24 protein-coding genes are annotated in these 25,146 nt (G+C 63.4%); 1 reads left to right on the forward strand and 23 read right to left on the reverse strand.

The window, feature by feature from the left end; translation table 11 throughout:
- Positions 1-244: 244 nt before the first annotated feature.
- The 8 genes from WDS16_RS11790 to WDS16_RS11825 form a co-directional block, all read right to left on the reverse strand.
- Positions 245-583 carry an Lsr2 family protein gene (locus tag WDS16_RS11790; protein WP_338892832.1) on the reverse strand — a complete coding sequence of 113 codons (339 nt, stop codon included), beginning with the start codon at positions 581-583 and terminating at the stop codon, positions 245-247.
- 201 nt (positions 584-784) lie between these two features.
- Entirely contained in the window at positions 785-943 is a 159-nt protein-coding gene (locus tag WDS16_RS11795; RefSeq protein ID WP_338892833.1) for a hypothetical protein, read from the reverse strand.
- A gap of 8 nt (positions 944-951) precedes the next feature.
- Positions 952-1,257, reverse strand: a complete 306-nt coding sequence (locus WDS16_RS11800; RefSeq protein WP_068375452.1) for a DUF2469 domain-containing protein — start codon at positions 1,255-1,257, stop codon at positions 952-954.
- Between the two features lie 39 nt (positions 1,258-1,296).
- Positions 1,297-2,037 (reverse strand): ribonuclease HII, encoded by a 741-nt coding sequence (locus WDS16_RS11805; RefSeq protein ID WP_338892834.1) that lies wholly within the window; start codon positions 2,035-2,037, stop codon positions 1,297-1,299.
- Between the two features lie 14 nt (positions 2,038-2,051).
- Positions 2,052-2,792, reverse strand: a complete 741-nt coding sequence (lepB, locus tag WDS16_RS11810; RefSeq protein WP_338892835.1) for a signal peptidase I — start codon at positions 2,790-2,792, stop codon at positions 2,052-2,054.
- A 139-nt stretch (positions 2,793-2,931) separates the two neighbouring features.
- The gene (gene rplS, locus WDS16_RS11815) at positions 2,932-3,273 is read right to left on the reverse strand and encodes a 50S ribosomal protein L19 (RefSeq protein ID WP_338892836.1); all 342 of its coding nucleotides are present in this window, start codon (positions 3,271-3,273) and stop codon (positions 2,932-2,934) included.
- 130 nt (positions 3,274-3,403) lie between these two features.
- Positions 3,404-4,258 carry a hypothetical protein gene (locus WDS16_RS11820; protein ID WP_338893372.1) on the reverse strand — a complete coding sequence of 285 codons (855 nt, stop codon included), beginning with the start codon at positions 4,256-4,258 and terminating at the stop codon, positions 3,404-3,406.
- Between the two features lie 58 nt (positions 4,259-4,316).
- Positions 4,317-6,674 carry a Tex family protein gene (locus tag WDS16_RS11825; RefSeq protein ID WP_338892837.1) on the reverse strand — a complete coding sequence of 786 codons (2,358 nt, stop codon included), beginning with the start codon at positions 6,672-6,674 and terminating at the stop codon, positions 4,317-4,319.
- A 64-nt stretch (positions 6,675-6,738) separates the two neighbouring features.
- Between WDS16_RS11825 and WDS16_RS11830 the strand changes: the two genes are divergently transcribed.
- Positions 6,739-7,695: a serine hydrolase gene (locus tag WDS16_RS11830; protein WP_338892838.1), complete on the forward strand. Its 957-nt coding sequence runs from the start codon at positions 6,739-6,741 to the stop codon at positions 7,693-7,695.
- Here WDS16_RS11830 and trmD read toward each other — a convergent pair.
- From trmD to WDS16_RS11905, 15 genes are all read right to left on the reverse strand, one after another.
- Positions 7,692-8,372 carry a tRNA (guanosine(37)-N1)-methyltransferase TrmD gene (gene trmD / locus WDS16_RS11835; protein ID WP_338892839.1) on the reverse strand — a complete coding sequence of 227 codons (681 nt, stop codon included), beginning with the start codon at positions 8,370-8,372 and terminating at the stop codon, positions 7,692-7,694. The genes WDS16_RS11830 and trmD overlap by 4 nt on opposite strands.
- A 6-nt stretch (positions 8,373-8,378) precedes the next feature.
- On the reverse strand, positions 8,379-8,909 hold the full coding sequence (rimM, locus tag WDS16_RS11840; protein WP_338892840.1) for a ribosome maturation factor RimM: 531 nt from the start codon (positions 8,907-8,909) through the stop codon (positions 8,379-8,381).
- A gap of 8 nt (positions 8,910-8,917) precedes the next feature.
- Positions 8,918-9,160: an RNA-binding protein gene (locus tag WDS16_RS11845; protein WP_003939023.1), complete on the reverse strand. Its 243-nt coding sequence runs from the start codon at positions 9,158-9,160 to the stop codon at positions 8,918-8,920.
- On the reverse strand, positions 9,157-9,630 hold the full coding sequence (gene rpsP / locus WDS16_RS11850) for a 30S ribosomal protein S16 (RefSeq protein ID WP_338892841.1): 474 nt from the start codon (positions 9,628-9,630) through the stop codon (positions 9,157-9,159). The genes WDS16_RS11845 and rpsP overlap by 4 nt, the downstream gene beginning before the upstream one ends.
- 169 nt (positions 9,631-9,799) lie before the next feature.
- Positions 9,800-10,633 carry a type II CAAX endopeptidase family protein gene (locus WDS16_RS11855; protein WP_338892842.1) on the reverse strand — a complete coding sequence of 278 codons (834 nt, stop codon included), beginning with the start codon at positions 10,631-10,633 and terminating at the stop codon, positions 9,800-9,802.
- Positions 10,630-11,715 (reverse strand): amidohydrolase family protein, encoded by a 1,086-nt coding sequence (locus WDS16_RS11860; RefSeq protein WP_338892843.1) that lies wholly within the window; start codon positions 11,713-11,715, stop codon positions 10,630-10,632. Before WDS16_RS11860 ends, WDS16_RS11855 begins: the two co-directional genes overlap by 4 nt.
- A gap of 4 nt (positions 11,716-11,719) precedes the next feature.
- A complete protein-coding gene (gene ffh / locus WDS16_RS11865; RefSeq protein WP_338892844.1) occupies positions 11,720-13,276 on the reverse strand; it encodes a signal recognition particle protein in 1,557 nt (518 codons plus the stop codon).
- Between the two features lie 104 nt (positions 13,277-13,380).
- Entirely contained in the window at positions 13,381-14,202 is an 822-nt protein-coding gene (locus WDS16_RS11870; RefSeq protein ID WP_338892845.1) for a M23 family metallopeptidase, read from the reverse strand.
- A 213-nt stretch (positions 14,203-14,415) separates the two neighbouring features.
- Positions 14,416-16,944, reverse strand: a complete 2,529-nt coding sequence (locus tag WDS16_RS11875) for a [protein-PII] uridylyltransferase (RefSeq protein ID WP_338892846.1) — start codon at positions 16,942-16,944, stop codon at positions 14,416-14,418.
- A complete protein-coding gene (locus WDS16_RS11880) occupies positions 16,934-17,272 on the reverse strand; it encodes a P-II family nitrogen regulator (protein ID WP_019664269.1) in 339 nt (112 codons plus the stop codon). Before WDS16_RS11880 ends, WDS16_RS11875 begins: the two co-directional genes overlap by 11 nt.
- 76 nt (positions 17,273-17,348) lie before the next feature.
- Positions 17,349-18,608: an ammonium transporter gene (locus tag WDS16_RS11885; protein WP_338893374.1), complete on the reverse strand. Its 1,260-nt coding sequence runs from the start codon at positions 18,606-18,608 to the stop codon at positions 17,349-17,351.
- Between the two features lie 339 nt (positions 18,609-18,947).
- The gene (gene ftsY, locus WDS16_RS11890) at positions 18,948-20,270 is read right to left on the reverse strand and encodes a signal recognition particle-docking protein FtsY (RefSeq protein ID WP_338892848.1); all 1,323 of its coding nucleotides are present in this window, start codon (positions 20,268-20,270) and stop codon (positions 18,948-18,950) included.
- Positions 20,271-20,292: 22 nt separating this feature from the next.
- Positions 20,293-23,952, reverse strand: coding sequence for a chromosome segregation protein SMC (smc, locus tag WDS16_RS11895; protein ID WP_338892849.1), 3,660 nt, complete (start codon positions 23,950-23,952; stop codon positions 20,293-20,295).
- 19 nt (positions 23,953-23,971) lie between these two features.
- On the reverse strand, positions 23,972-24,247 hold the full coding sequence (locus WDS16_RS11900; protein WP_338892850.1) for an acylphosphatase: 276 nt from the start codon (positions 24,245-24,247) through the stop codon (positions 23,972-23,974).
- Entirely contained in the window at positions 24,244-25,146 is a 903-nt protein-coding gene (locus WDS16_RS11905; RefSeq protein ID WP_338892851.1) for an SMP-30/gluconolactonase/LRE family protein, read from the reverse strand. Before WDS16_RS11905 ends, WDS16_RS11900 begins: the two co-directional genes overlap by 4 nt.

Raw genomic sequence — 25,146 nt, forward strand, 5'->3', positions numbered from 1 at the left:
GCACCGTCACCGGAGTGGATACCTCGCGAACCAGCAGGTCGACAATTGCCCTGTGCACAAAGAATGGACCTGTGGACAAACGAGACTTTGCGCTGGCCGAGAAACCGGATTTGTCGGACCGATGTGCATTCGGCGGATACAACTGTGCCCCGGTCGCAAACAGGCTTTTCGGCCTGAGCGCCGGGGCACCGCGATGTTTCCAGGGAGCAGTGAGAGTGCTACCGATCAGGAAGAGTTCTATCGATCAGTGAGCAGCCTCGTACGCGGACTGCACTTCTTGGCTGATCCGCCCACGTGCGCTCACGTCATGACCGTTCTCACGTGCCCACGTCCGGATGTCCTGCAGATCCGCCTTACCGCGGGCCTGGCCGCTCGACGCTTTGCGCCCACGACGGGCAGATACCTTTTCTGCGTGCTCGATCCAGAACGCAAGCTGTTCGTGCAATTCGTTCGCGTGCTTCAGGTTCAGATCGATCCGGTACTGGGTGCCGCCTATACCGAATTCGATGGTTTCTCCCTGTCCATCTTTGATGACGGAACCGTCGACATCATCGATCATTTGGACGAGTGTCTTGCGCGCCATGTCCGAACCTCTAACAGTGAAGGGAATATGCTGATGAATGCGTTTCTACCACTAGATACTGTCGAATACAAAAGAAACCTGAAATCCACAGTCGTCTTTCAGGTATTCGACACCATGAATCAGCCACTACTCGACCCTCAAATCAATTCGAAAAGCACTGCAGGTCAATAGATTACGACAAATCAATTCACTCAGTGTCGTTCATTGCGTAAGAATCGCCCAGACGACTTGCCCGACGACGAGGCACACCGTCGCAGCTCCGATCAACTGTGCACACATCACCAGCTTCGTCCGGGACCGACGACGGCCGACGACGTACATCGCGGACGCAATGAGCAGCAGCCACAGCGTGGGGGTCACGTGCGTCTTTACTCGGGCAGCCTGAGATCGGGTTTCTCCAGCTCTTCGATGTTGACGTCCTTGAAGGTGATCACCCGGACGTGCTTCACGAAACGAGCGGGCCGGTACATGTCCCACACCCAGGAATCGGACATTCGCAGCTCGAAATAGATTTCTCCATCGGCATTGTGCGGGATCAGCTCCACCGAGTTCGCTAGATAAAAGCGACGCTCGGTCTCGACGACGTAGTTGAACTGGCCGACGATGTCTCGGTACTCCCGGTACAGCGAGAGTTCCATCTCGGTTTCGTACTTTTCGAGATCCTCGGCACTCATCGGTTTTCTCTCATCCTGTCCTCATAGCGTGAAAGACAATCATCTCGCACTCGGCTCGTCGCAGTCCATTCGGCCCGGGCTCGGGGCGGCGTCCCGCAGCCGATTCCCGGCCGCGGAAACATTCGCGTAGGACATTCGATGCTCTGCGCACGGCCCGAGCTCCGCCAGCGCAGCTGCGTGTGCCCTCGTGCTGTATCCCTTGTGCACGGCGAATCCATATCCGGGAATGCGACCGTCCATCTCGACCATCACACGATCACGTGAGACCTTCGCGAGAACGCTGGCCGCAGCAATGCACGCCGCGGTAGCGTCTCCACCGATCACCGGCAGTGACGGCGCCGAGAGGCCGGGCACCCTGAAACCGTCGGTCAGCACGTAGCCAGGCGTCATACCGAGACCAGCTACCGCGCGCCGCATACCCTCGATATTGGCTACGTGCACGCCGATTCGATCTACTTCCTCGGCTTCGATGAACACCACACACCATGCGCGTGCCCACCGCTTGATCTTCGGGAAGAGCTCCTCCCGACGCCTCTCGGTCAGCTTCTTGGAATCGTCGAGATCGGCGAGCGAAGCGTACGGCTTCGGGCCCAATACGCACGCCGCGACAGTCAGCGGTCCGGCACACGCCCCTCGACCGGCCTCGTCGACTCCGGCAACGGGTCCTAGGCCATTTCGGTCGAGTGCAGATTCCATCGTCCGCAAACCTGACGACCTGCGAATGACAGGTCGGGGCGGCCACGGTGGGCGGCTACGCGCACGACTGCTGGTACCGGTCATTGCTACTCCCCGGCTCATTGCCCCTGAATGTCCGGCGAATCGAGGGTTCCGAAACGCGAAGGCGGCAGCGCGATGAGGAATGCCTTGCCGATGACATTGTCGACCGGGACGGTTCCCATCAGCTCGTCCGTCACATGAAACCGTGAGTCGGCCGAGTTGCTGCGGTTGTCACCCATCACCCAGAGATTTCCCTCGGGCACGGTGACGGCCGAGAAGCACCGACCGGACTTCAACTCGGTGTCACAGGTCAGAACTCCCGGCGTGAACGGAAAATCCATCTGTATGTACGGTTCGTCGAGTGGCTTACCATCCACGAGCACCCTTCCCTGCTCGTCGCAGCACTCGACAGTCTGTCCGCCGGTGGCGATCACACGCTTGACCAAGTCGTTCTCGTCGGGTGCGACGACTCCGATGAGAGAACCCACCTCTTGCGCACCACGAATGACTGCATTGGACGAGCGCGTGGAAACGAACTCACTGTTCCATGACTCCGGGCCGCGGAAGACCACGACATCCCCGGGCTGTGGATCTCCGAAGTGATATCCGATCTTCTCCACGACTATGCGGTCACCCGTGCACCCTGCACACCCGTGCAATGTCGGCTCCATCGACTCCGACGGAATGAGATAGACGCGGGCGATGAACGTCTGGAGGAGGAAGCTCAGAACCAGAGCTACCAGGATGAGGATGGGCAGTTCACGCCAGAAAGATCTGGGCTTCTTTTCACGACGCTTGGTGTTTTCATCCTCGCTCAACGAGTCTGACCGGCCGTGAGGATCCTGCGGGGAATCTGACACCGCACCAGATTAGCTGCACACTCTCGAACGACAAGCGCCGCACCGACCGTGACGGTCGATGCGGCGCTCGAGTTCAATGCTGGAGGTAACTCTGCTCTCAGCGCTTTTCCTTGATCTTGGCAGCCTTGCCACGAAGATCGCGAAGGTAGTAGAGCTTGGCGCGCCGGACGTCACCGCGGGTGAGGACGTCGACCTGCGCGATGTTCGGGCTGTGGACGGGGAAGGTGCGCTCGACACCGACGCCGAACGAGACCTTACGAACGGTGAAGGTCTCGCGGACGCCACCACCCTGGCGACGGATGACGACGCCCTTGAAGATCTGCACGCGCTCCTTCGAGCCTTCGATAACCTTGACGTGCACGTTGAGCGTGTCGCCGGGGCGGAAATCAGGAATGTCGCTGCGCAGCGACTGCTTGTCCAAGAAGTCCAGAGTGTTCATAGGTAGTGCCATCCTTGCGTTCTTCGCACGAGTAGAGGAACCGAGCGGCACCACGACTTCGTGGCACTCGGCTGGTTCGTACTCCGATTAGGTCTGTGCCTGGTACAGGCAACCTGTCCATCATGCCAGATCACTCAGCAGGTCGCGAAATCGCGTCGGTCATCGGCGACGGGACGGCGGGAGCAGGCGCCGCGTGGACAGTCCTGTCCAGCTCGTCCTCGGTGGCAGCGAGGACATGGTCGAGGTTCGGCTTGCCCGCCACCAGATCCTGGATGTAGATCTTGGCTCGAATTGCGGGCCGCCTGATGGTTCGCTCGCGCCGGAGCGCACGCTCCATCTTCTTCGGTCGGAGTGTGTACCGCCACCGCGCCCACGGCGCACCTGGCCGGCTCAAGCGCACGGCACCGACAACGAGTATCGGAGCGAAGAACAGACCGATCAACCCGCTCCAGATCTTTCCCTTGAACAACACCACAGCACATAGCCCCAGGTGCCCGAACGCCAGAGTCACGAGCGCGAACCGCATCAGTGGATCCGGGTCACGCCTGATCTCGGTGACGTTCAGCAGCTCCAACGGATGGAAGCCGAGCAGGAGGAGGCCGGTCCCTGCCACGGCGACGAACACCGCATCGACCGATGTCCTCCCCTGCTCCGACCAGTAGACGTCCTTCAGATAGAAGATCAGCGCGAATTCGTCCAGTACGAGAGCCGAGCCGATTCCGAAGAGCGCCGCGAGCATCGCACCGGTCTCCTGGGTCCCGTCTTCGAACACCGCGATGATCGAAATACCGGAGACGAGCATCAACACGATTCCGAACACCACGTGGTGGATGTGCTGCCCGCCCGGGGTGATGTTGCCCGGCCACCACTTCACCTGGGCCCGAATCATCCTGACGCTCAGACGAATCAGCAGGAAACCTCCGAGGAACCCCAGAAGGAAGCACAACAGAGGCAACCGTCCGTGCGCGATGATCTCGTGATCCAGCCATCTCACGCCGGCATCCAAACCTTTCCGACCCCGTCGATCCCGAAGGACTCCGAGACTACTTGCCGAACCCCGCCTTCCGTAGCGCGTCGGCCATAGAACCGCCCGCAGGCGTGCTTGCCTGCTTGCCGCCCCCTCGATTGTCACGGCCAGTTCGGTTGTCACGGCCAGCCCGGTTGTCACGGCCAGCTCGGTTCTCGCTAGGCGGCCCGCTCTGCTGGCGGCGACTCTCGCCACCGCCACGGGACTTGTCCTTCGCGGTTGCCCCTGGTTCGTCGTCGAGACGCAGGCTCAGCCCGATGCGCTGACGCGGGATGTCGACCTCCATCACCTTCACCTTCACAACATCGCCGGACTTGACTACCTCGCGGGGATCCTTCACGAAGTTGTGCGACATAGCCGACACGTGAACGAGGCCGTCTTGGTGCACACCGACATCGACGAATGCTCCGAAAGCTGCGACGTTGGTGACGACCCCCTCGAGCGTCATACCCGGCGACAGGTCGGCCACCTTTTCGATTCCGGCAGCAAACGTGGCGGTCTTGAACTCCGGGCGCGGGTCTCGACCAGGCTTCTCGAGCTCCGAAATGATGTCGGTGACGGTCGGGACGCCGAATCGGTCGTCGGCGAACTGCTCCGGATTCAGTGACCGTAGCAACGAGCTATTGCCGATCACCTCACGTACGCCGATGCCGGCTGAGTCGACGATGCGCCGAACGACCGGATACGCCTCTGGGTGCACGCTCGATCGATCGAGCGGATCCTCGCCGCCGGAGATGCGAAGGAATCCCGCGCACTGCTCGAACGCCTTCGGGCCGAGTCGTGCGACGTCCTTGAGCTTGGTACGGCTCGAGAACGGCCCATGCTCGTCGCGATGCGCGACGATGCTCTCCGCCAGCGAGCCTGCAATGCCGGAGACCCTCGACAGCAGCGGCACGGATGCGGTGTTGACGTCGACCCCAACCGCGTTCACGGCGTCTTCCACCACCGCACCGAGGGATCGAGCGAGCAGAGACTCGGAGATGTCGTGCTGGTACTGACCGACTCCGATGGACTTCGGATCGATCTTCACCAATTCGGCCAGCGGATCCTGGAGACGTCGCGCGATAGACACTGCGCCGCGGATCGAGACGTCGAGCTCGGGCAGCTCGCTCGACGCGTACGCCGACGCCGAGTACACCGATGCACCTGCCTCGGAGACGACGATCTTGGTCAAGCCGGCCGCCGGGTACTTCGCGATGAGTTCCGCAGCGAGCGAATCGGTCTCGCGCGAGGCCGTACCGTTGCCGATGGCGATGAGCTGCACCGAGTGCTTCGCCGCCAGCGCAGCCAATGTTGCCAGCGCTTGGTCCCACTTACCCTGCGGCTTGTGTGGATAAATCGTGTCGTAGTCGACTACTTTGCCCGTCGAATCGACGATGGCCACCTTGGTTCCGGTACGGAATCCTGGGTCAAGGCCCATCGTCGCTCTGTTCCCGGCGGGCGCTGCGAGAAGCAGATCCTTGAGGTTCGAGGCAAATACGTCGACGGCATCCTTCTCAGCGGACTGACGGAGCCTCATGCGAACGTCGATCGCCATCGTGACCAGGAGTTTGGTACGCCAGGCCCACCGAACTGTGTCCAACAACCAACGATCGGCGGGACGGCCACGGTCCGCGATGTCGAATTTGGCTGCGATTCGACCCTCGTAGATCGTCGGAACCCCGGGAACCGCTTCGTCCTGATCAGGTTCGAGGCCTAGGGAGAGCACTTCTTCCTTCTCGCCGCGCAACGCCGCGAGGATTCGGTGCGACGGCAGCGATGTGAACGGTTCCGAGAATTCGAAGTAGTCGGCGAATTTGGCGCCCTCGTCCTCTTTTCCCTTGCGAACCGTCGACGTCAGCTTTCCCCGCGTCCACATCAACTCGCGCAGCTCCCCGACCAGGTCGGGATCTTCGGCGAAACGCTCGACGAGGATGGCGCGCGCACCATCGAGTTGTTCGGTGTCGTAGCGGGCGGGGTCGGTGTTCGGATCCGAGATCAGAGCGTCGGCGACAGGCTCATGACCCGCTTCGCGCGCGATCTGCGCTTTGGTTCGCCGCTTGGGCTTGAATGGCAGGTAGATGTCCTCGACTCGCGCCTTGGTCTCGGCGAGCATGAGCGACTGCTCGAGTGCATCGTCGAGTTTGCCCTGGGCACGGATGGATTCGATCACGGCATCGCGCCGTTCGTCGAGTTCACGGAGGTAACGCAGACGTTCCTCGAGGTGACGCAACTGCGCGTCATCTAGCATTCCGGTCACTTCTTTGCGGTACCGCGCGATGAAGGGGACCGTCGAACCGCTGTCGAGTAGATCCACGGCAGCAGCCACCTGGCCCTCGCGAACATCGAGTTCCTCGGCTATGCGCTTGTTCACAGTTTTCAGAGCACTCGTCACGGCGCACGACCCTACAGCTAGGCTGTGACACGAAGTTCGACGGACCAGACTGGGAGACCTCGAAATGTCCAGGCCGCTGCAAGTCCTGGTAATTTCGTGCGCAGCCCTCGTCGCTTCGGTAGCCATTCTGTTCTCGGGATGCAGCGTGCCCGACGATTCCCCGAGCAGCATGACCGCAAGCACCACCGAGTCACCGTTTCCCGATACGGACACCGTCGCCGATCTCGACCTCGGCGCACGCATACCGGAGGCCGTTGGATCTGCCGCCGGCCGCGGAGCTCGAGTCGACTTCGCGCTGCTCGACCGCCAGACCGGCGCCTATTTCGCGAGCGGTGACACCGAACAGACAGAGACCGCGTCGGTATCGAAGCTTTTCATCGCCGATGATGTACTGCGCGGCGCGGAGATAGCCAGGGTGCCGGTGTCCGCGGACGACATGGACTCGATCGCATCGATGCTGAGATCCTCGGACGACAACGCGGCGAACGCCCTCTGGTACAAGTACGGTGGCAGCGACATAATCAACCGCGTCACCGAGCGGTACGGCCTCACCGCAACGTCGCCCCCGTGGGACGATCTCTGGTGGAACACCACGACCTCGGCGGCCGACCTCGTCGCGTACTACTCGAGACTGCTCGACGGCGCCGGTGGCCTGTCGCCTGCATCGACGGCAACCGTGATCGGCTTTCTGCGCGAGTCGACCCCAGTTGCAACGGACGGGTACCAGCAGCAGTTCGGCATCGTCGGCGGACTTCCCGCCGAACCCGTTCGCGCCGTCAAGCAGGGCTGGATGTGCTGCATCGCCGATCGCTGGATACATCTGACCACCGGAACGATCGGCGTGGACAACCGATACATCGTCGCGTTGATCTCGCGCGAGGAGATTCACTACGAGGACGACATGGACAACTACCCGGACACAGCGGTCGTCGACGTGACGGACGACAGTAGCGCTCGGCACGCTCGGGACACCCTCACGGGATTTGTGACCATGTTGTTCCCGGATGGTCGAATCGACTAGTCCTGCAAGAGATCCGGTCGTCGTTGCTCGGTGCGTTCCAGTGACTGTTGCGCGCGCCACGCTGCGATGCGAGCGTGATCCCCCGACAAGAGGACCTCGGGGACCTCGAGGCCACGCCACGTCGCCGGACGGGTGTAGCTAGGACCTTCCAACAGCCCGTCGGAGAACGAGTCCTCTCGATGAGACTGTTGATTGCCGAGAACTCCTGGCAGTAGCCGGACGACGGCCTCGCTCATGACGAGTACTGCAGCCTCGCCGCCGATCAGAACGTAGTCTCCGATGCTGACTTCTTCGACCCGGACACGGGTAGCTGCGTCGTCGAACACACGCTGGTCGATTCCTTCGTACCGACCGCAGGCGAACACCAGATGCTCCTCGCGCGACCATCTTTCAGCGACACGCTGGGTGAACGGGACGCCTGCCGGGGTGGGTACTACCAGTAACGAGTCGGCGGTGAGGACATCGTCGAGCGCCTCGCCCCACACAGTCGGCTTCATCACCATGCCAGGTCCACCGCCGTACGGAGAATCATCGACGGCCTTGTGTACGTCCTGGGTCCAGGAACGTAGATCGTGGATGCCGAGCGACACAAGACCCTTGTCGATCGCCTTGCCCAGCAAGGCAGTACGCAGTGGGGTGAGATATTCGGGAAAGATCGTGACTACATCGAGTTTCACGTGCGTCTACTCCGGGTCCAGCAGACCTTCGGGCGGATCGATGAGAACGACGCCGTCGGCCAGGGACACCGAGGTGACGATGGCTGCGACGAACGGTACGAGTATTTCCGCACCGGACCCATCGGTGGGCCGAATCGACAGCAACTCCCCCGCTGCAGAATGTAGAACCTCGCGAACTACGCCGACATCGGTGCCGTCCAGCAACCGAACCTTCAGGCCTTCCAGTTCGTGATCGTAGAACTCGTCCGGATCCTCTGACGGAGGCAGATCGTCCGATTCGACGAAGAAAAGTGTGCCGCGCAATGCATCTGCCTCGGCCCTGTCGCCGATTCCTTTCAGACGCAGCAGAAGCCGCCCGGAGTGGTCCCGGGCGGCTTCTACCGTGTAAGCGACGGTGTCGGTTTGCGTCCGAGGCTTCCGTCCACGAAGGACGGCTCCGACTGCAAAACGATGTTCGGGGTCGTCGGTGCGAACATCGACGACGACTTCACCTTTGACGCCGTGTGACTTCGCCACACGGCCGACAACGAGCTCCATGTACTTCTCTACTGATCGGTGTCGACGACGTCGACGCGAATTCCGCGTCCGCCGATTCCAGATACGAGCGTGCGCAACGCGGTTGCCGTGCGGCCCCCGCGGCCGATCACCTTACCGAGGTCGTCGGGATGCACGTGCACCTCGACGGTGCGCCCACGGCGTCCGGTGATCAGTTCGACGCGAACGTCGTCAGGATTGGCGACGATACCGCGAACGAGATGTTCGACGGCGTCGGCGACAACGGCACTCACTTCTCAGCAGCCTCGGCGGCCGGCGTCTCTGCCGTCTCGGTGGCAACGGCGTCGTCGGCCTTTGCAGCGTCGTCGGCCTTGGGAGCCTTCTTCTTCTTGGCCGTGGTGGCATCACCGAGCGGCTCGGCGTCGGCCTGAGCCAGCGCAGCGTTGAACAGATCGAGCTTGGAGGGCTTCGCCTCGGCGACACGCAAGGTGCCTTCCGAGCCCGGCAGGCCCTTGTACTTCTGCCAGTCACCGGTGATCTTCAGCAGTGCCTCGACCGGCTCGGTCGGCTGTGCGCCGACGTTCAGCCAGTACTGCGCGCGCTCGGAGTCGATGTCGATGATGCTGGGGTCCTGCTTGGGCTCGTACTTGCCGATGGTCTCGATCGCGCGGCCGTTGCGGCGGGTGCGAGAGTCCGCGATGACGATGCGGTAGTGCGGGGTGCGGATCTTACCGATGCGCATGAGCTTGATCTTGACAGCCATGAAAAATAGAGCCTTTCGAGTTGGTCACGTCGCAATTCTGCGGTGCGCGTGGACTGCGCACCCGGTTTTGCGTTGATGGGTGTTGTGACCGCCGTTCGGTACGTAACCGGTGGACGGGCGAACAGCGTCCCATTGTGCCAGACGACCGACACCGACAGTTAATCGGATGTCACAACGCCAGCAGGACAGCGAGAGCCGGCAAGGTGTTGTTGACCGAATGCGCAACGGTGGACGACGCAACCGATCCTGACCTCATCCGGGCGATCCCGATGGCCAGCCCGCCCCACAGGAGCACCACGAACCGCCATCCTTCGCGATGCCAGAGCGCGAACAGGAGTGCGGTTACGACCAGCACGACCCATTTGTTGCCCAGCCATGAGAACCGTGTCGGCCCGACGGGCGTCGCTCGGCGTTCGAGCGCGCCCCAGACCATGCCGCGGAACATGATTTCCTCGCAGAACGGAGCGCCGAGCCAGATCCAGAGCGCGAGAACGATCTTCCACGGCAGCGGGATGCCGATCAGACCACCCAGCGGCACTTGGTCTTCGAGATCCGTCTGGGCGAGCACGACAAGTGCGAGGACGATACCGCCGCCGAGGGCGACTGTGCCCCAGGCAAACCCCGATTTGAGTTGACTGCCGAACTCCGTCGACGACGTCGGTAATCCGAAGTCGACGACCGGGCCGTTCCCTCGATACCAGCTGAACAGCAGCGACACGAGCATCGCGACCAGGCTCGGCATCATGATCGCCAGCACGTAGACACCTGCGATGTCGGTGTCCACAACGAACGGCAACACGAGGAAGCCTGCGAGGTTGAGCAGCAATACGGTGGCAGCCGCAGGGATCCCCCACCGCTGCCCGGGACGACGCCGGGACGCGGCGACCTCGGCGCGCCAGTACCCGTCGGACAGACCCGACGTCGGGTGATGCACCGCGTTCATCGGTGCCATCGCGGCCCAACTCGGCGGAGGTTCGCGGTCGGACGAGTCCGGCGACGTCATCGCGAACGCCGCGGGACACCGCGCAGCACGATCACATCGGGCGTAGACAGAACGTCGGGACCGGTGCGGGGATCGTCCGAGTAGACCAGAAGGTCTGCCGGGGCACCGTGCTCGATTCCTGGCCATCCCAGCCAGGATCGTGCGCTCCAGCACGCCGCACCGAGCGCCTCCGTCGCGTTCATCCCGATCCGGGTGAGTGCGTCGACCTCGTCGGCAATGCGCCCGTGACGGATCGATCCACCTGCGTCGGTCCCCGCGTAGATGGGCACTCCGGCGTCGTGCGCCCGCCCGATGGTCTCGGCAACCCTGCCGTGCAATTCGCGCATGTGCCGGGCGTACACCGGATACTTCGTCGCCGACGCCGCAATACCGGGGAAAGTCTCGATGTTGATCAGCGTCGGAACCAGCGCAGTACCGTGCGAGACCATCGATGCGATTGTCTCGTCGGTCAATCCTGTGCCGTGCTCGATGCAGTCGATACCTGCCTCGATCAACCCTGGCAGCGCGTCCTCGCCGAACACGTGGGCGGTGACCCGCGCCCCCTCGGCATGGGCCGCGTCGATGGCGGTTCGCAGGATCTTCTCGTCCCAGAGGGGCCGAAGGTCGCCCACGCTGCGATCGATCCAGTCACCGACGAGTTTGACCCAGCCGTCACCCATACGAGCCTGTTGCGCAACAGCTTCCGGGAGTTGCGACTCGTCCTCGATATCGATGGCAAGCCCAGGGATGTACCGCTTGGGTGAGGCGATATGTCGGCCTGCTCTGATGATCCGCGGAAGATCCGGGTGATGGTCGAGTTCGCGGGTATCGACCGGTGATCCGGCGTCACGCAGGAGTAGCGCCCCGACGTCGCGTTCGATCTCGGCTTGCGCGATGGCACCCGGCAGGTCCTCGTGGCCACCACCGTATTTGATGCCGACATGGCAGTGCGCGTCCACAAGTCCGGGAAGAATCCAACCGTCCTCGGCCACGATCTCGGCATCGGCTACGGGTTCGAGCGAGATGATTCCATCCCGTATCCACAATTCGACGGGGCTGCCTGAGGGCAGAATTCTGCCCCGAATCACGTAGGAGGCCGCCACCTGGCTACTTCTTCGGCAACTTCAGCTGAGACAGGTCGATACCTTCGAGCCCGGGCGGCATTTGATCGAGACCCTTCGGCATTCCGGACAGGTCAGGCATCCCCGCAGGCATTCCGCCGGGCATGCCCGGGAAGCCTCCGCGGATCTTGGGCTGTGTCGGCCCACGTCCGCCCTTCTTGCCCTTCTTGCCTTTCTTGCTGCGAACCTGCTTACGTGCACCGGGCATTCCCATGCGCCCGGCCATCGCGGACATCATCTTGCGGGCCTCGAAGAAGCGGTCGACGAGCTGGTTGACATCCGAGACTTTCACCCCGGATCCGTTGGCGATACGCAGACGCCTCGACGCATTGATGATCTTGGGATCGGTACGCTCCTGCGGCGTCATGCCGCGGATGATGGCCTGAACCCGGTCGAGTTGCTTCTCGTCGACGTTGGCCAGTTCCTTCATCTGGCCTGCACCGGGCAGCATGCCCAACAGATTGCCGATAGGCCCCATCTTCCGAACGGCCATCATTTGCTCGAGGAAGTCGTCGAGGGTGAGTTGGCCGGAACCGATCTTGTTGGCGGTAGCCTCGGCCTGCTCGGCGTCGAAGTGCTGCTCGGCCTGCTCGATGAGGCTGAGAACGTCGCCCATTCCAAGGATGCGGCTGGCCATACGGTCGGGATGGAAGACATCGAAGTCTTCCAGCTTTTCACCGGTCGACGCGAACATGATCGGCGCACCGGTGACTTCACGGACGCTCAATGCGGCGCCGCCACGCGCGTCGCCGTCGAGCTTGGTCAATACGACGCCGGTGAAGCCGACGCCATCACGGAATGCCTGCGCTGTACTGACCGCATCCTGGCCGACCATCGCATCGAGAACGAACAGGGTTTCGTCGGGTTCCACCGCGTCGCGGATACCCGCAGCCTGATTCATCAACTCTGTGTCGATACCGAGTCGGCCGGCCGTGTCGACGATGACGATGTCGAACTGCTTGGTGCGGGCTTCTGCGACGCCGACGCGCGCGACCTCGACCGGATCTGCAGCCGAGACACCGAGCGCGTTCTCGCCACCGCCGATCGATGTGCCTGGATGCGGCGCGAACACTGTTGCGCCCGCACGCTCTCCGACGATCTGCAGCTGACTGACCGCCCCTGGGCGCTGCAAGTCGCAGGCAACGAGCAGAGGCGTGTGCCCTTGATCTCGCAGCCACTTGGCGAGCTTTCCTGCGAGGGTCGTCTTACCCGATCCCTGCAATCCCGCGAGCATGATCACGGTCGGCGGAGTTTTGGCGAACGTCAGCCGCCTGGTCTCGCCACCGAGAATTCCTACGAGCTCTTCGTTGACGATCTTGACGACTTGCTGAGCAGGATTGAGTGCCCCGGAGACCTCGGCGCCCTTCGCCCTGGTCTTGATACGCGTGATGAACTCGCGGACCACCGGCAGCGCCACGTCCGCCTCGAGCAGCGCAAGTCTGATCTCGCGGGCCGTGGCGTCTATGTCGGCACCGGAGAGACGGCCCTTGCCCCGCAGGTCCTTGAGGGTTCCGGTCAACCTGTCGGAAAGGGATTCGAACACCGATTGCACTCCTGAGCCGATTGAGAGTCGAGCCTGTTGGTAAAGCGGAACTTCGGCTCCAGACTAGCGCCCGAGCTGTCCGCGCGTGGACAGCGAGGCCATCCTCAGGCGTTGCGCGCTGCGTCGCTCCACGTGACGGCCACGCCCCGCGTCGACAACCACTCCGTTGGGTCGACCTTGACACCGGAGGCATCATGCACCTCGAAGTGCAGGTGCGGACCAGTCGACTGGCCGCGGTTGCCCACAGTTGCGATCTGCTGCCCCGCAGTGACGTACTGCCCTGGCGCCACCGAGAACGAATCGATGTGTCCGTAGACCGTCTCGGTGCCGTCGGCGTGCAGAACCTTCACCCAGAGACCGAAGCCGGACGCAGGTCCTGCCGCCGTGACCTGGCCGTCGGCTGCGGCAAGGACTGGAGTACCGATCGGTGCAGCGATGTCGGTGCCACCGTGGTGGGTACCCCAGCGCTGACCGAAACTGGAGGTGAGAACACCCGATACCGGCTGGACGGCCTTCGCCCCGAGCGGCTTCAGACCCTGCAGGAGATCCTGGGCTGCGGCGCCGACGTCGGGGAGTCCGAAAGCGGCAAGTTCGGGGGTCTGCGGAATCTCGACGCCCGGGGGCAGCTCGAAGTTCTCGGGAAGCGAGATGCCTGCCGGCAGCTCGAATCCTGCAGGCAGCAAGTTCTGGGGAAGCTCGAACGGCAACCCTGCGGCGGGCGGAGGCGGAGGCGGTACCGGCGCCGCCGTGGCGGTGCCGGTACCCATCTGCGCTGCGCCTGCGACGATTGCTCCGGTGGCCGCCACGATCGCGGCGGTCCTGATCCCGGAGTCGTTCGAGGACTCCTGTGCCCGGTGACGCCCGCGCGGAGCGTTGGTATCCGGTGCGGCCGGAACGTAGATATTCGACCGGCGGTGGGCTCCCACAGTTAGTACCTCATCAGTCGTCGGCGAGGTCTCTGTGACGGCCTGCGTACAGGGCGTTCCAGAACCGTTGCGCTCTCGTTTATGCAATGTCGTTCATGCAATGTCTCTGTGGCGAGCAACATAACAAAATGATCTCGCCCGAAAACACCGTAACCGAATCTTTATGAAAACTCACATACGAGACCAGCCCGGCGCGTCGAAGGACGAACCTCGCTACGTCCCTTCGGGCTTCTCCGGCGGCTTCGGAGGTTCGGGGGCCGGAACGACCGCAAGGATCGCCCGCTCGATTTCCTCCCGATTCGCGCGACTGTCCGAATCGCGAAGATCGAGACAGAACGCATCCACCACCGAGGTGCCGAGCGTTGCGACACGAGCCCATCTGACGTCGGCACCGAGCGACTCCAACGCTGTTGCTAGTCGGCACAGGAGCCCGAGACGGTCTTCCGCTCGCAGTTCGAGCACGACCTGTCCGGGATCCGTTCCGTCGAACCACAGCACCCGAGGAGGCGCCTGCGCGTACACGACGGGAACCGAGGAATCGGTCTCGTCGTCCAGCGGCACCGGCAATGCGTCCTGTTCCTTGGCGTCGAGCATCGCCACGAGATCGAGCTCTCCAGCCTGAGCACGGATGATTTCCTGTCGCAGCAGGCCTGCCTGCGGCGGAGCCCCGAACAGTGGCGCGACGGCGAACGAGTTCACCGCCGAACCATCGTGACTGCCGAGGGACGCGGACAACACTCGAAGCGAATGCAGCGCGAGAACGCCCGCTGCATCGGAGAGCAGCCCACGGGTATCCGGCGCTACCACCGTCACCACGTAGGTGTGCGAACCGTCCGTCGGTTGGAGATCGACGTGGACGCCGCCCTTCTCGGCGAGCGCCACATGGGCAGGATCGAGCGGATCGGGCGTCGGCAGTGTCTCCCCTGCCATCACCATGCGGCACCGTCTGACCAGCTCCCGAATCAGCGACGCCTTCCAATCACCCCACACCCCGGGCCCGGTGGCCAACGAATCGGCTTCCGCCAGCGCGTGAAGCAGTTCGAGGAGCACCGAGTCGGCGCCGAGGGTATCGACGACTGTCTCCACGGTCACCGGATCGTCGAGATCTCGCCTCGTCGCCGTATCCGGCAACAACAGGTGATGTCGAACCATCGCACTGAGCAGCGCGACATCGGAGGGCCACAGGCCCAACCGGTTGCCGATCTGTGTTGCCAGCTCGGCCCCGACAACGCTGTGGTCGCCCCCTCGGCCCTTACCGATGTCGTGAATGAGAGCGCCGAGCACAAGGAGATCCGGCCGCGCCACGCGAGTGGTCAACGCAGAGGCGTACGCCGCCGTCTCGACGAGATGCCGATCCACCGTCCACGTGTGGACGGCGTCGCGTGGCGGTAGATCCCGCACCGCGCCCCACTCCGGGATCAGACGGCCCCACAGACCTGTTCGATCGAGCGCTTCGATGGCGGCGATGGCGCGCCGCCCTGACCCGAGCAGGACCAGCAAGTCGTTCAACGCTTCCTTCGGCCATGGTTCGCGCAGCTCCGGCGCGCTGTCCGACAGACGGTTCAGTGTCGACGCCGACATCGGCATGCCGGTCTGAGCAGACGCAGCAGCGACCCTCATGATCAGTCCGTGATCCTTGTTCGGACGTGCATCGCGAGCGAGTACGACCTCGCCGGCGTGCTCGACCACTCCCTCGTCCAAGGGCCGACGGACGGGAACGCGCCTGAGCCGCGACAGACCACGCCGCGGCAGCGAGTTGCCCGCTGTACGCAAACCTACGTCGACCGAGTAGCTGATGGTTCGTGCGGAATCGCTGAGCACCCGCGCCAGGTCGAACCGATCCCCGATTCGCAACGCAGCCCCGATCTCGTCCGCATCCTGTGCGCGCAGCTGGTCGCGTGCACGACCTGCGACCCGATGCAGCTCGGTACGGACGTCGAGCAACCGACCGTGCGCAAAGGCAAGGCCTCCACCTGGGGACTCGGGTCCGAGTCCAGGCATTCCATCGGTCAGCTGCGCGATCGACAGCGCGTCGAGAAGTTGTACGTCGCGAAGGCCCCCTCGTCCGCTCTTCAGGTCCGGTTCGGCGCGATGCGCGATTTCGCCGCTACGAACCCAGCGCGACCGTGTCTGAGTAATGAGATCGTCGAATCTGGTTCTGATGCCGGTACGCCATTCCCGACGAACGCCACCGATGAGCAGATTGCTCAACTCGACGTCCCCGGCGATGTGACGCGCTTCGAGCATGCCCAGCGCAGCAGTCATGTCCGTAGCCGCCACCTGCAGCGCCTGCGGAACGGTCCGCACGCTGTGATCGAGTTTGATGTGGGCGTCCCAGAGCGGGTACCACAGTTTGTCGGCGACTTCGGCCACGATCTCCGGGCTCATGTCGTCGTGCAGAAGAATCAGATCGAGGTCCGAGTACGGAAGTAGTTCGCGGCGCGCGAGACCCCCGACAGCCACGATTGCGAAGCCCGAGTCGGGCTTGATTCCGAGTTCGGCACCCTTGGTGGTCAACCAGAATTCGTGTAGATCGACCAAAGCCTGGCGAAGCGAGGGTGCATCGAGCCGGCGATTGCGATTTCCACCGTCGAGCAGTTGTTTTCTTGCGCGCGCCAAATCTGCTGCGGCGTCGTTGGTGCCCTTCGATGCGGAGCCCTTCGAGACCGAAGGCCCCGATCCTGCAGCTTTCGCTGGAGAATCGGGGCCGCCAGTCCGCGACCCGTGTGGGTCAGAGTGCATCGGCGCCGCGTTCTCCGGTGCGCACTCGGATGACCGAGTCGACCGGGGAGACCCATACCTTGCCGTCACCGATCTTGCCGGTGCGCGCAGCCTCGACGATGACCTCGACGACCTTCTCTACGGCCGCGTCGTCGACGACGACCTCGACACGCACCTTCGGCACGAAATCGACGGAATACTCCGCACCGCGGTAGACCTCGGTGTGGCCTTTCTGCCGTCCGTACCCCTGTACTTCACTGACCGTCATGCCAAGCACGCCGGCTTGTTCGAGGCCCGTCTTGACGTCCTCCAACGTGAACGGTTTGACGATTGCCGTGATCAGCTTCATTTTCTGCTTCCCTTCACAAGCTCATTTCAGTGCACGGTTGCATGCTGAGCGACTTCTCGCTCCTATCTCTACCCTGTCAGGCGAAGTCGTACGCAGTCTCGGCGTGTTCGGCCTCGTCGATGCCGTTGGCCTCTTCCTCTTCCGAGACGCGCCATCCGAGGGGCTTGAGCGCGAAGGCGATGACCGCGGTGACGATTCCGGTGAAGATCAGCGCGAACGCTGCGATGACTATCTGCACGACGAGCTGCTTGTAGTCACCACCGTAGAACAGGCCGGTCTCGGAGCCGAGAAGGCCGATGGCGATGGTTCCCCAGAGTCCAGCTACCAGGTGAACACCGACGACGTCGAGCGAGTCGTCGTAGCCGAACTTGAACTTCAGACCGACAGCGAGTGCGGACAAGACACCGGCGATAACGCCCAGGATCATTGCGCCGACCGGCGTGAGGGCTCCGGCGGCGGGGGTGATGGCCACAAGGCCTGCGACGATGCCCGACGCTGCACCGAGGCTGGTGGCGTGTCCGTCACGAATACGTTCTGTGATGAGCCAGCCTGCGATCGCGGCAGCAGTGGCCGCGGTGGTGTTGACCCAGGCTAGACCGGCGACGCCGTCCGCCGCGAAAGCCGAACCTGCGTTGAAGCCGAACCAGCCGAACCACAGCAGTGCCGCACCGAGCATCACGAACGGCAGGTTGTGCGGGCGGAAGGCGATCTTGCCGAAGCCGATGCGCTTGCCGATGATGATGGCGAGGACGAGGCCCGCGATACCGGCGTTGATGTGAACGACAGTGCCACCGGCGAAGTCGATCGGAGCAACGGAGGCGACGAGTCCACCCTCACCGTCGTCGGTGGTGCCGAAGATCTTGGCAGCGAGGCCGTCCTCGGAGCCCGAGAGCAGTCCGCCACCCCAGACCATGTGTGCCAGCGGGAAGTACGCGAGCGTGACCCAGATGCCTGCGAATGCGAGCCAGGTTCCGTACTTGACGCGGCCCGCGATCGAGCCGGAGATCAGTGCGACGGTGATGATGGCGAACGTGACCTGGAAAGCGACGTCGATGACGTTGGCGTATCCCCACGCGCCGGCGATGAAATTACCGTCCGCGTCGGTGATGGAGTCCTTGAGTCCGAAGAACTCGAAGGGATTGGCGAACAGTCCGCCGATGTCCTCGGTGCCGTACGACATCGACCATCCCCACAGGACGTAGATGATCACTACGACGCACATCGATCCGAACGACATCATCATCATGTTCAAGACGGACTTCTGTTGCGACATACCGCCGTAGAAGAACGCCAGACCCGGCGTCATCAGCAGTACCAAAGATGCTGCGATCAGCATCCATGCGGCGTTGCCGGAATTGGCCAACAAATCCTCGGGACTCACGTACACCCTCCTTCTCCTGCACACCGGTTGGTGCGCGGTTACGGACAAAGAGTGGTTTCAAGAAGTTTCATCCATGACACTCGGGTGTTTCGCTCATGTGAACGCATGGCCCGAAACTGTTGCTAGAAAGTTTCGTGCAGGCATTTCACGATTTCGGGAATTTCCGGTTCGCCCGTTTCCGCACCCCTGCTCGGCTTCCCGGTCGGCTTTGCCGAAGCGAGTACGGCAGATCGGAGCCCGATCCCGGGCGTTACCAGAGAAACCAGTGTTGCGATTCGAGACCTTCTCGTGATCTCAACCCAAGAGCGCATCGACAAACGCTTCGGGCTCGAACGGCGCCAAATCGTCGGCTCCTTCGCCCAGACCGACCAGCTTCACCGGCACACCGAGTTCGCGTTGCACCTGGAATACGATTCCACCCTTGGCCGTCCCGTCGAGTTTGGTGAGGACCACTCCGGTGATGTCGACCACTTCTGCGAACACCCGGGCTTGAGTCAGACCGTTCTGCCCCACAGTCGCATCGAGGACGAGAAGAACGTCGTCGACATGCGCACGCTTCTCGATGACCCTCTTCACCTTGCCGAGCTCGTCCATCAGGCCCGACTTGGTGTGCAGCCGACCGGCGGTGTCCACCACCACGACATCGACCCCTTGCTCGATACCGCGAGTAACCGAATCGAACGCCACCGCAGCAGGATCAGCTCCTTCCTTTCCTCGGACGACCTCTGCGCCGACGCGCTCGGCCCACGTCTGTAGCTGGTCTGCCGCGGCAGCTCTGAACGTGTCGGCGGCACCGAGCAGTACCCGACGGCCGTCGGCCACGAGGACCCGTGCGAGCTTGCCAGTGGTGGTCGTCTTGCCGGTGCCGTTGACGCCTACGACAAGCAGAACAGCAGGAGTGCCATCGTGCGGCAACGCTCGGATCGAACGATCGAACTCGGGGTGCAACTGCGCGATCAGGATTTCCTTGAGCAACGCACGTGCATCGGCCTCGGTTCTGATGCTCCGCGATGCCATCTGCTGGCGCAACGAGGACATGATTTCCTCGGTCGTCGCCGAACCGAGGTCCGCGATCAGCAACGTGTCCTCGACTTCCTCCCACGAGTCCTCGTCGAGGTCACCTCCGCCGAGCAGACCGAGAAGGCTCTTGCCGACCGCTGATTGAGAGCGCGACAGCCGCCCGCGGAGACGATCGAGCCTGCCGTCCGTTGGTGCGATGTCGTCGAGAACAGGTGCCGGCACAGGTTCCGGTGACGGCGCAGGCTCCGGTGTCGGTGTCGGTGTCGGTGTCGGAGCAGGTTCCAGTGTCGGAGCAGGTTCCAGTGTCGGAACCGGCTCAGGCGTCGGCGCAGGCTCAGGCGTCGGCTTGGGCGTCGGCTTGGGCGTCGGGGCCGGCTTAGGTTCGACGGTTGCGGTGCCCTGACTGAACGAGAACCCGCTACCGGCTTTGTAGCCCCCCGACCGATCTTTCTGTCCCTCTTCGATAGTCGGCGAGTCCGACGACTTCAGAGACACCCGGCGTCGACGTGACAGCACGAACCCGGCAACGAGGCCGACGACGAGAATGGCCAGAACAGCGGCAATGATGATCCACGCTTGGGTACTCACGGGATACATCCTGTCAGGACGCGTCGCGGCGTCAGCTCGAGGGCGTCTTCACGACCTCGTCGTCGTCCTCGGTGGCGCTTGCGATCGTCTCGACTCGGTCGCGGTTCAGACGCTGCGAGATGACCGTGGTGATTCCGTCACCGCGCATCGAAACTCCGTACAGGGCGTCGGCGACTTCCATCGTCGGCTTCTGGTGAGTGATGACGATCAATTGCGACTTCTCGCGCAACTGCTCGAACAAACCGATCAGTCGTCGCAGATTCGTATCGTCCAACGCCGCCTCGACCTCGTCCATGACGTAGAACGGCGACGGCCTTGCACGGAAGATGGCGACGAGCATGGCGACCGCCGTCAAGGACTTCTCGCCACCCGACAACAGCGAAAGGCGTTTGACCTTCTTCCCCGGCGGCCGAGCTTCGACCTCGATACCGGTGGTGAGCATGTCCCCCGGATCGGTGAGGATCAATCTCCCTTCGCCACCGGGGAACAACTTCGCGAACACACCGGTGAACTCACGCTCGACGTCCAGCCAGGCGTCGGTGAACACCTGCAGAATCCGTTCGTCGACATCGGCGACGACATCGAGCAGGTCCTTACGCGCGGACTTCACGTCTTCGAGCTGCGTCGACAGGAAGTTGTACCGCTCCTCCAGGGCGGCGAACTCCTCCAATGCCAGCGGATTCACCTTGCCCAACGTCGCCAGATCCCGTTCGGCCCGCTTCGCCCGCTTTTCCTGAGTGAGTCGATCGAACGGCATCGGCGCGGGCGCGACTACCTGCTCACCGCGCTCTTTCGCAGCTTCGTATTCGGCAACTTCGAGTTCGGTCGGCGGGAGCACGGTATCCGGGCCGTATTCGGCGATCAGATCGTCGAGACCGATGCCATGCTGCTCGAGAATCGTCGCCTCCAGCTGCTCGATCCGCAGCGCGGCCTGTGCGCGTGCCACTTCGTCGCGGTGGACTGCGTCGGTGATCGATGCCAGCTGACCCTGCAATGCCCTGACCTGTTCCTTCACCCGGTCCAGTTCCGCAGTGGTATTCGCTCGCTGCTCTGCCAGCTCGTCTCGACGGGCGGCTGCAGCGGCGACGACACCTGCCAACCGCTCTGCTACCCGATCTCCAGCCGATGCAACGGATTCCGCCACCGCGGCAGCGTGGCGACGAGCGACCATGTCGCGCTCCGCGCGAGCGCGTGCCTCACGTTCTGCACGGGCAGCGCGCCGCAGCGAGTCGGCCTTCCCTCGAACGGACTGCGCCCGCTCCTCCGCCGTTCTGACATTGAGCCGGGCCTCGACCTCCACCGACCGAACCTCCGACAACGCGGCGGCAGCTGCCTCGCGAACGAAGGTCGAGTCCTCGGATTCCGGTGCGCCTGCCGCCCCGGACTGCTCGTCTTCGGCCATACGCAAACGCTCTTCGAGTTCGGCCAGAGCGGCGAGGGCTTCTTCACGTCCGCTCTCTGCCTTCACTCGTTGCTCGGATAGTCGAGTCGACTCCGCCTGGGCCGATCGCGCCAGCTGTCCGAGCCTGCCTAGCTGCTCGTACACCGCCGCCATCGCCGCATCGGACTCGTTGAGCGCGGCAAGCGCTTGTTCAGCGGATTCTCGGCGATCGGACTGCTCCGCCAGTGCACCCGACAGCGCAGCTTCCAATTCTGCCGATCGACGTTCGGCCGCCGCGAGTTCCACAGCTGAAGTGTCGATCGCAGCCTGAACTTCCAGCGTGCTCGGTCGCCTGTCCGAACCGCCCGACAACCAACCGGAATCGACGTAGTCCCCCTCAGTGGTCACCGCCCGAATTTCCGCGGCCCCGCGCACGAGGGTCTGCGCGTCGTCGAGCGAGGCGACGATTACGACGTCGCCGAGCAACGCTTCCATCGAGACCGCCAGCGAGTCCGGGTATCGAACGACGTCGATTGCCCACCGCGCGCCGTCCGGAAGAGAGACCGCGCGAGCAGGTCTACCCCCGGATCGCTGGATGTGTTCACTGTCGAACACGATGGCCGCGCGTCCACTGTCGGTGTCGTGCAGCACTCGCACGGCGTCCCGTGCACTGTCGAAGGACTCGGCGTAGACCGCGTCGGCGACGGGTCCCATCGCGACCGCGACGGCGACGTCGAACCCCTCGTCCACGGTGATCTGCTCGGCAAGCAAACCGGACACTCCGGCGTGGCCTTGTTCGATCAGCCATCCCGCGCCGTCCTTGCGTTCGAGGCCCATCGTCAGTGCCTCGATACGCGCCTGGAACGACGCAACCCGCTTCCCCGCGATCCGATCCTCGTTCTGCAGCTCGGTCACACGCGCATCGGCACTGCGCAACGCTGCAACCGCACGTTCGTAGTGAGTGTCCAGGCTCAACTCACTCGCATCGAGTCCAGAAATCTGATCCTGGACGCTTTCGAACTCGGCCCGTGCAACGTCACCGCGCTCGCGCGCCTCTTCTATGGCCACCGAGAGCCTGGACACCTCTGCGTCGATGGAGTCGGCTTTGGTTCGATAGGTGTCCACCTGCCCGGACAACCGTGCGAAACCCTCGCGACGGTCCGCAACGGCACGCACTGCAGCCATGTGGGCGCGCTCGGCTTCGGCAGCGGCCGCCTCTCGCTCGAACAATTGCTCCCGTGCGGCTTCGAGGGACTCCCGCGCGATCTCGACCGCTTCGACGAGTTCCATCTCCTCTTCGGCGACACGCTCGGCCTGCTGTTCGAGCTCGTCCGGATCCTGGCCGCGGCCCCCGGTCGGCGCGGAATCGAGGTGTCGGGCCCGCTCCTTGGCAATGCGGATGGTTGCGTTGACGCGTTCGGCGAGTGCAGAGAGCGCAAACCACGTCTGGCCTGCGGCCTCGGCGCTCGGGGTCAAGCGTGCGACCGACTGCTCGAGCTCGCCGAGAGCGACGGTCCCTGCTTGGAGTGTGTCCGCAACCGCCGCGTACTGCTCACGCGCGGCAGCCTCGTCCTGGGTCTGGTTCGCGAACTCCTCGCGTCGTGTGACGAGATCGTCTGCAGCAAGACGCAATCGAGCGTCACGCAGATCCGCCTGGACTGTTTGTGCACGCCTGGCGACCTCCGCCTGCCTGCCGAGCGGTTTGAGCTGACGACGCAGCTCCGCGGTCAAGTCGCTGAGCCTCGCCAGATTCGCCTGCATCGCGTCGAGCTTGCGAACAGCCTTCTCTTTGCGTTTGCGGTGCTTGAGGACACCTGCGGCCTCCTCGATGAAGGCACGGCGATCCTCGGGGCGCGATTCGAGAATCGCTGCAAGCCGCCCCTGCCCGACGATGACATGCATCTCACGGCCGATACCCGAGTCGCTCAGAAGCTCTTGTACATCCATCAGCCGGCACGAGTTGCCGTTGATCTCGTACTCGCCGGCGCCATCGCGGAACATCCGCCGAGTGATCGAGACTTCGGTGTAGTCGATGGGAAGGGCGCCGTCGGAGTTGTCGATCGTCAGCGTGACCTCCGCGCGGCCGAGCGGTGCGCGCCCGGACGTCCCGGCGAAGATGACGTCCTCCATCTTGCCGCCACGAAGGGCCTTCGCGCCCTGCTCCCCCATGACCCAGGTGAGCGCGTCGACGACGTTGGACTTTCCCGACCCGTTCGGCCCGACCACACACGTGATTCCCGGCTCGAAACGTAGAGTCGTCGCCGAAGCAAAGGACTTGAAGCCCTTCAGCGTCAGACTCTTGAGATGCATGGCGGTCGAGCCTACCGTTCTAGCGCTCCACGAATCCGGACAGACCCCCTCGTGGCGGATCCCAACTCTCGACCACGAGCGTCACGGTCCCTGGAGTCGATCGTCCTCGAAGTGCAGACAGCAGCTGTTCGAGTCGATCTCGGGCACCTTCGGCGACCACCAGAACCCGACCGTCCGCATGGTTGGTCGCCGAGCCGACAAGTCCGAGTTCAAGTGCTCGCGACCGCGTCCACCATCGGAAGCCGACTCCTTGGACCTGCCCGTGCACCCAGGCGGTCAGCCGCTCATCCGTCACGAGGGTGATACCTGTCGAACCGTGCCGTCGAAGCTGGTGGCGTACACGGACGAGCTGTCCCAGCCGGTGCCGCCGAAGCTGACGGAGGTAGTGAGCGGCATACCGGTGGCGATCACGCACGAGGAGCCATCCTTCGGATCTATCCGAAGGATGCGACCGGCGAGATTCTGCGCCAGGTAGATCCGACCGTCCGGTCCCACCGTCATATCGTCCGAGGCAGTGAGGGGGCCGAAACCGTCCACCGGGATCGTCCGAACGGCGCCGCCGGGATCGCGCGCGTCCATCACTGTGATCCGGAGTTCGGGCTCGAACGTGTTCGATACGTACAGCGTGTCCCCGTCGATCGCGATCCCGTTGGCCGTACCGAGGTCGGTGCGTACCACCGCCGGCTCATGCGGCGCAGCACTGGGCACGAGTGTGAGACCCGTCGGGGCCCCGAGATTGCGGGTGGCGAAGAAGGCCCCGTCGGACGATCTCGCGAGTCCGTTGGGCATCACGAGGCCGCGTGCGAAGGTCGAACGAACCCCCGACTCGAGATCCACGACGTCCACGGTCCCGTCCGGGGTGCCGAAAAGTCCTGCGGCCGTGCTATTTCCCGTTGCGAAATAGAGCGTGCGGTCGTGTACGACCAAGCCTCCCGGCGAAGACACGTCGGACACCGCCACCGACCGCACGGTGTCCGGGGTCAACCGCTGAATACTCCCCGGGCCGATGGGCGAGGTTTCCGACAGATACATCGAGCCGTCTCCGCCGAACGCAAGGTTCTCCAGCATCCCGTATCCCGACGCCACCGTGCTCACGGACCACGACGTACACACCGGAGACGCGGACGCGGTAGGCGAAAACACCAGCAGTCCTGCAGCCATCGCCCCGACCGCGGCAGCAGCTCGGATTTTCAT

The organism is Rhodococcus sovatensis, from assembly GCF_037327425.1.
GTDB lineage: Bacteria > Actinomycetota > Actinomycetes > Mycobacteriales > Mycobacteriaceae > Rhodococcoides > Rhodococcoides sovatense.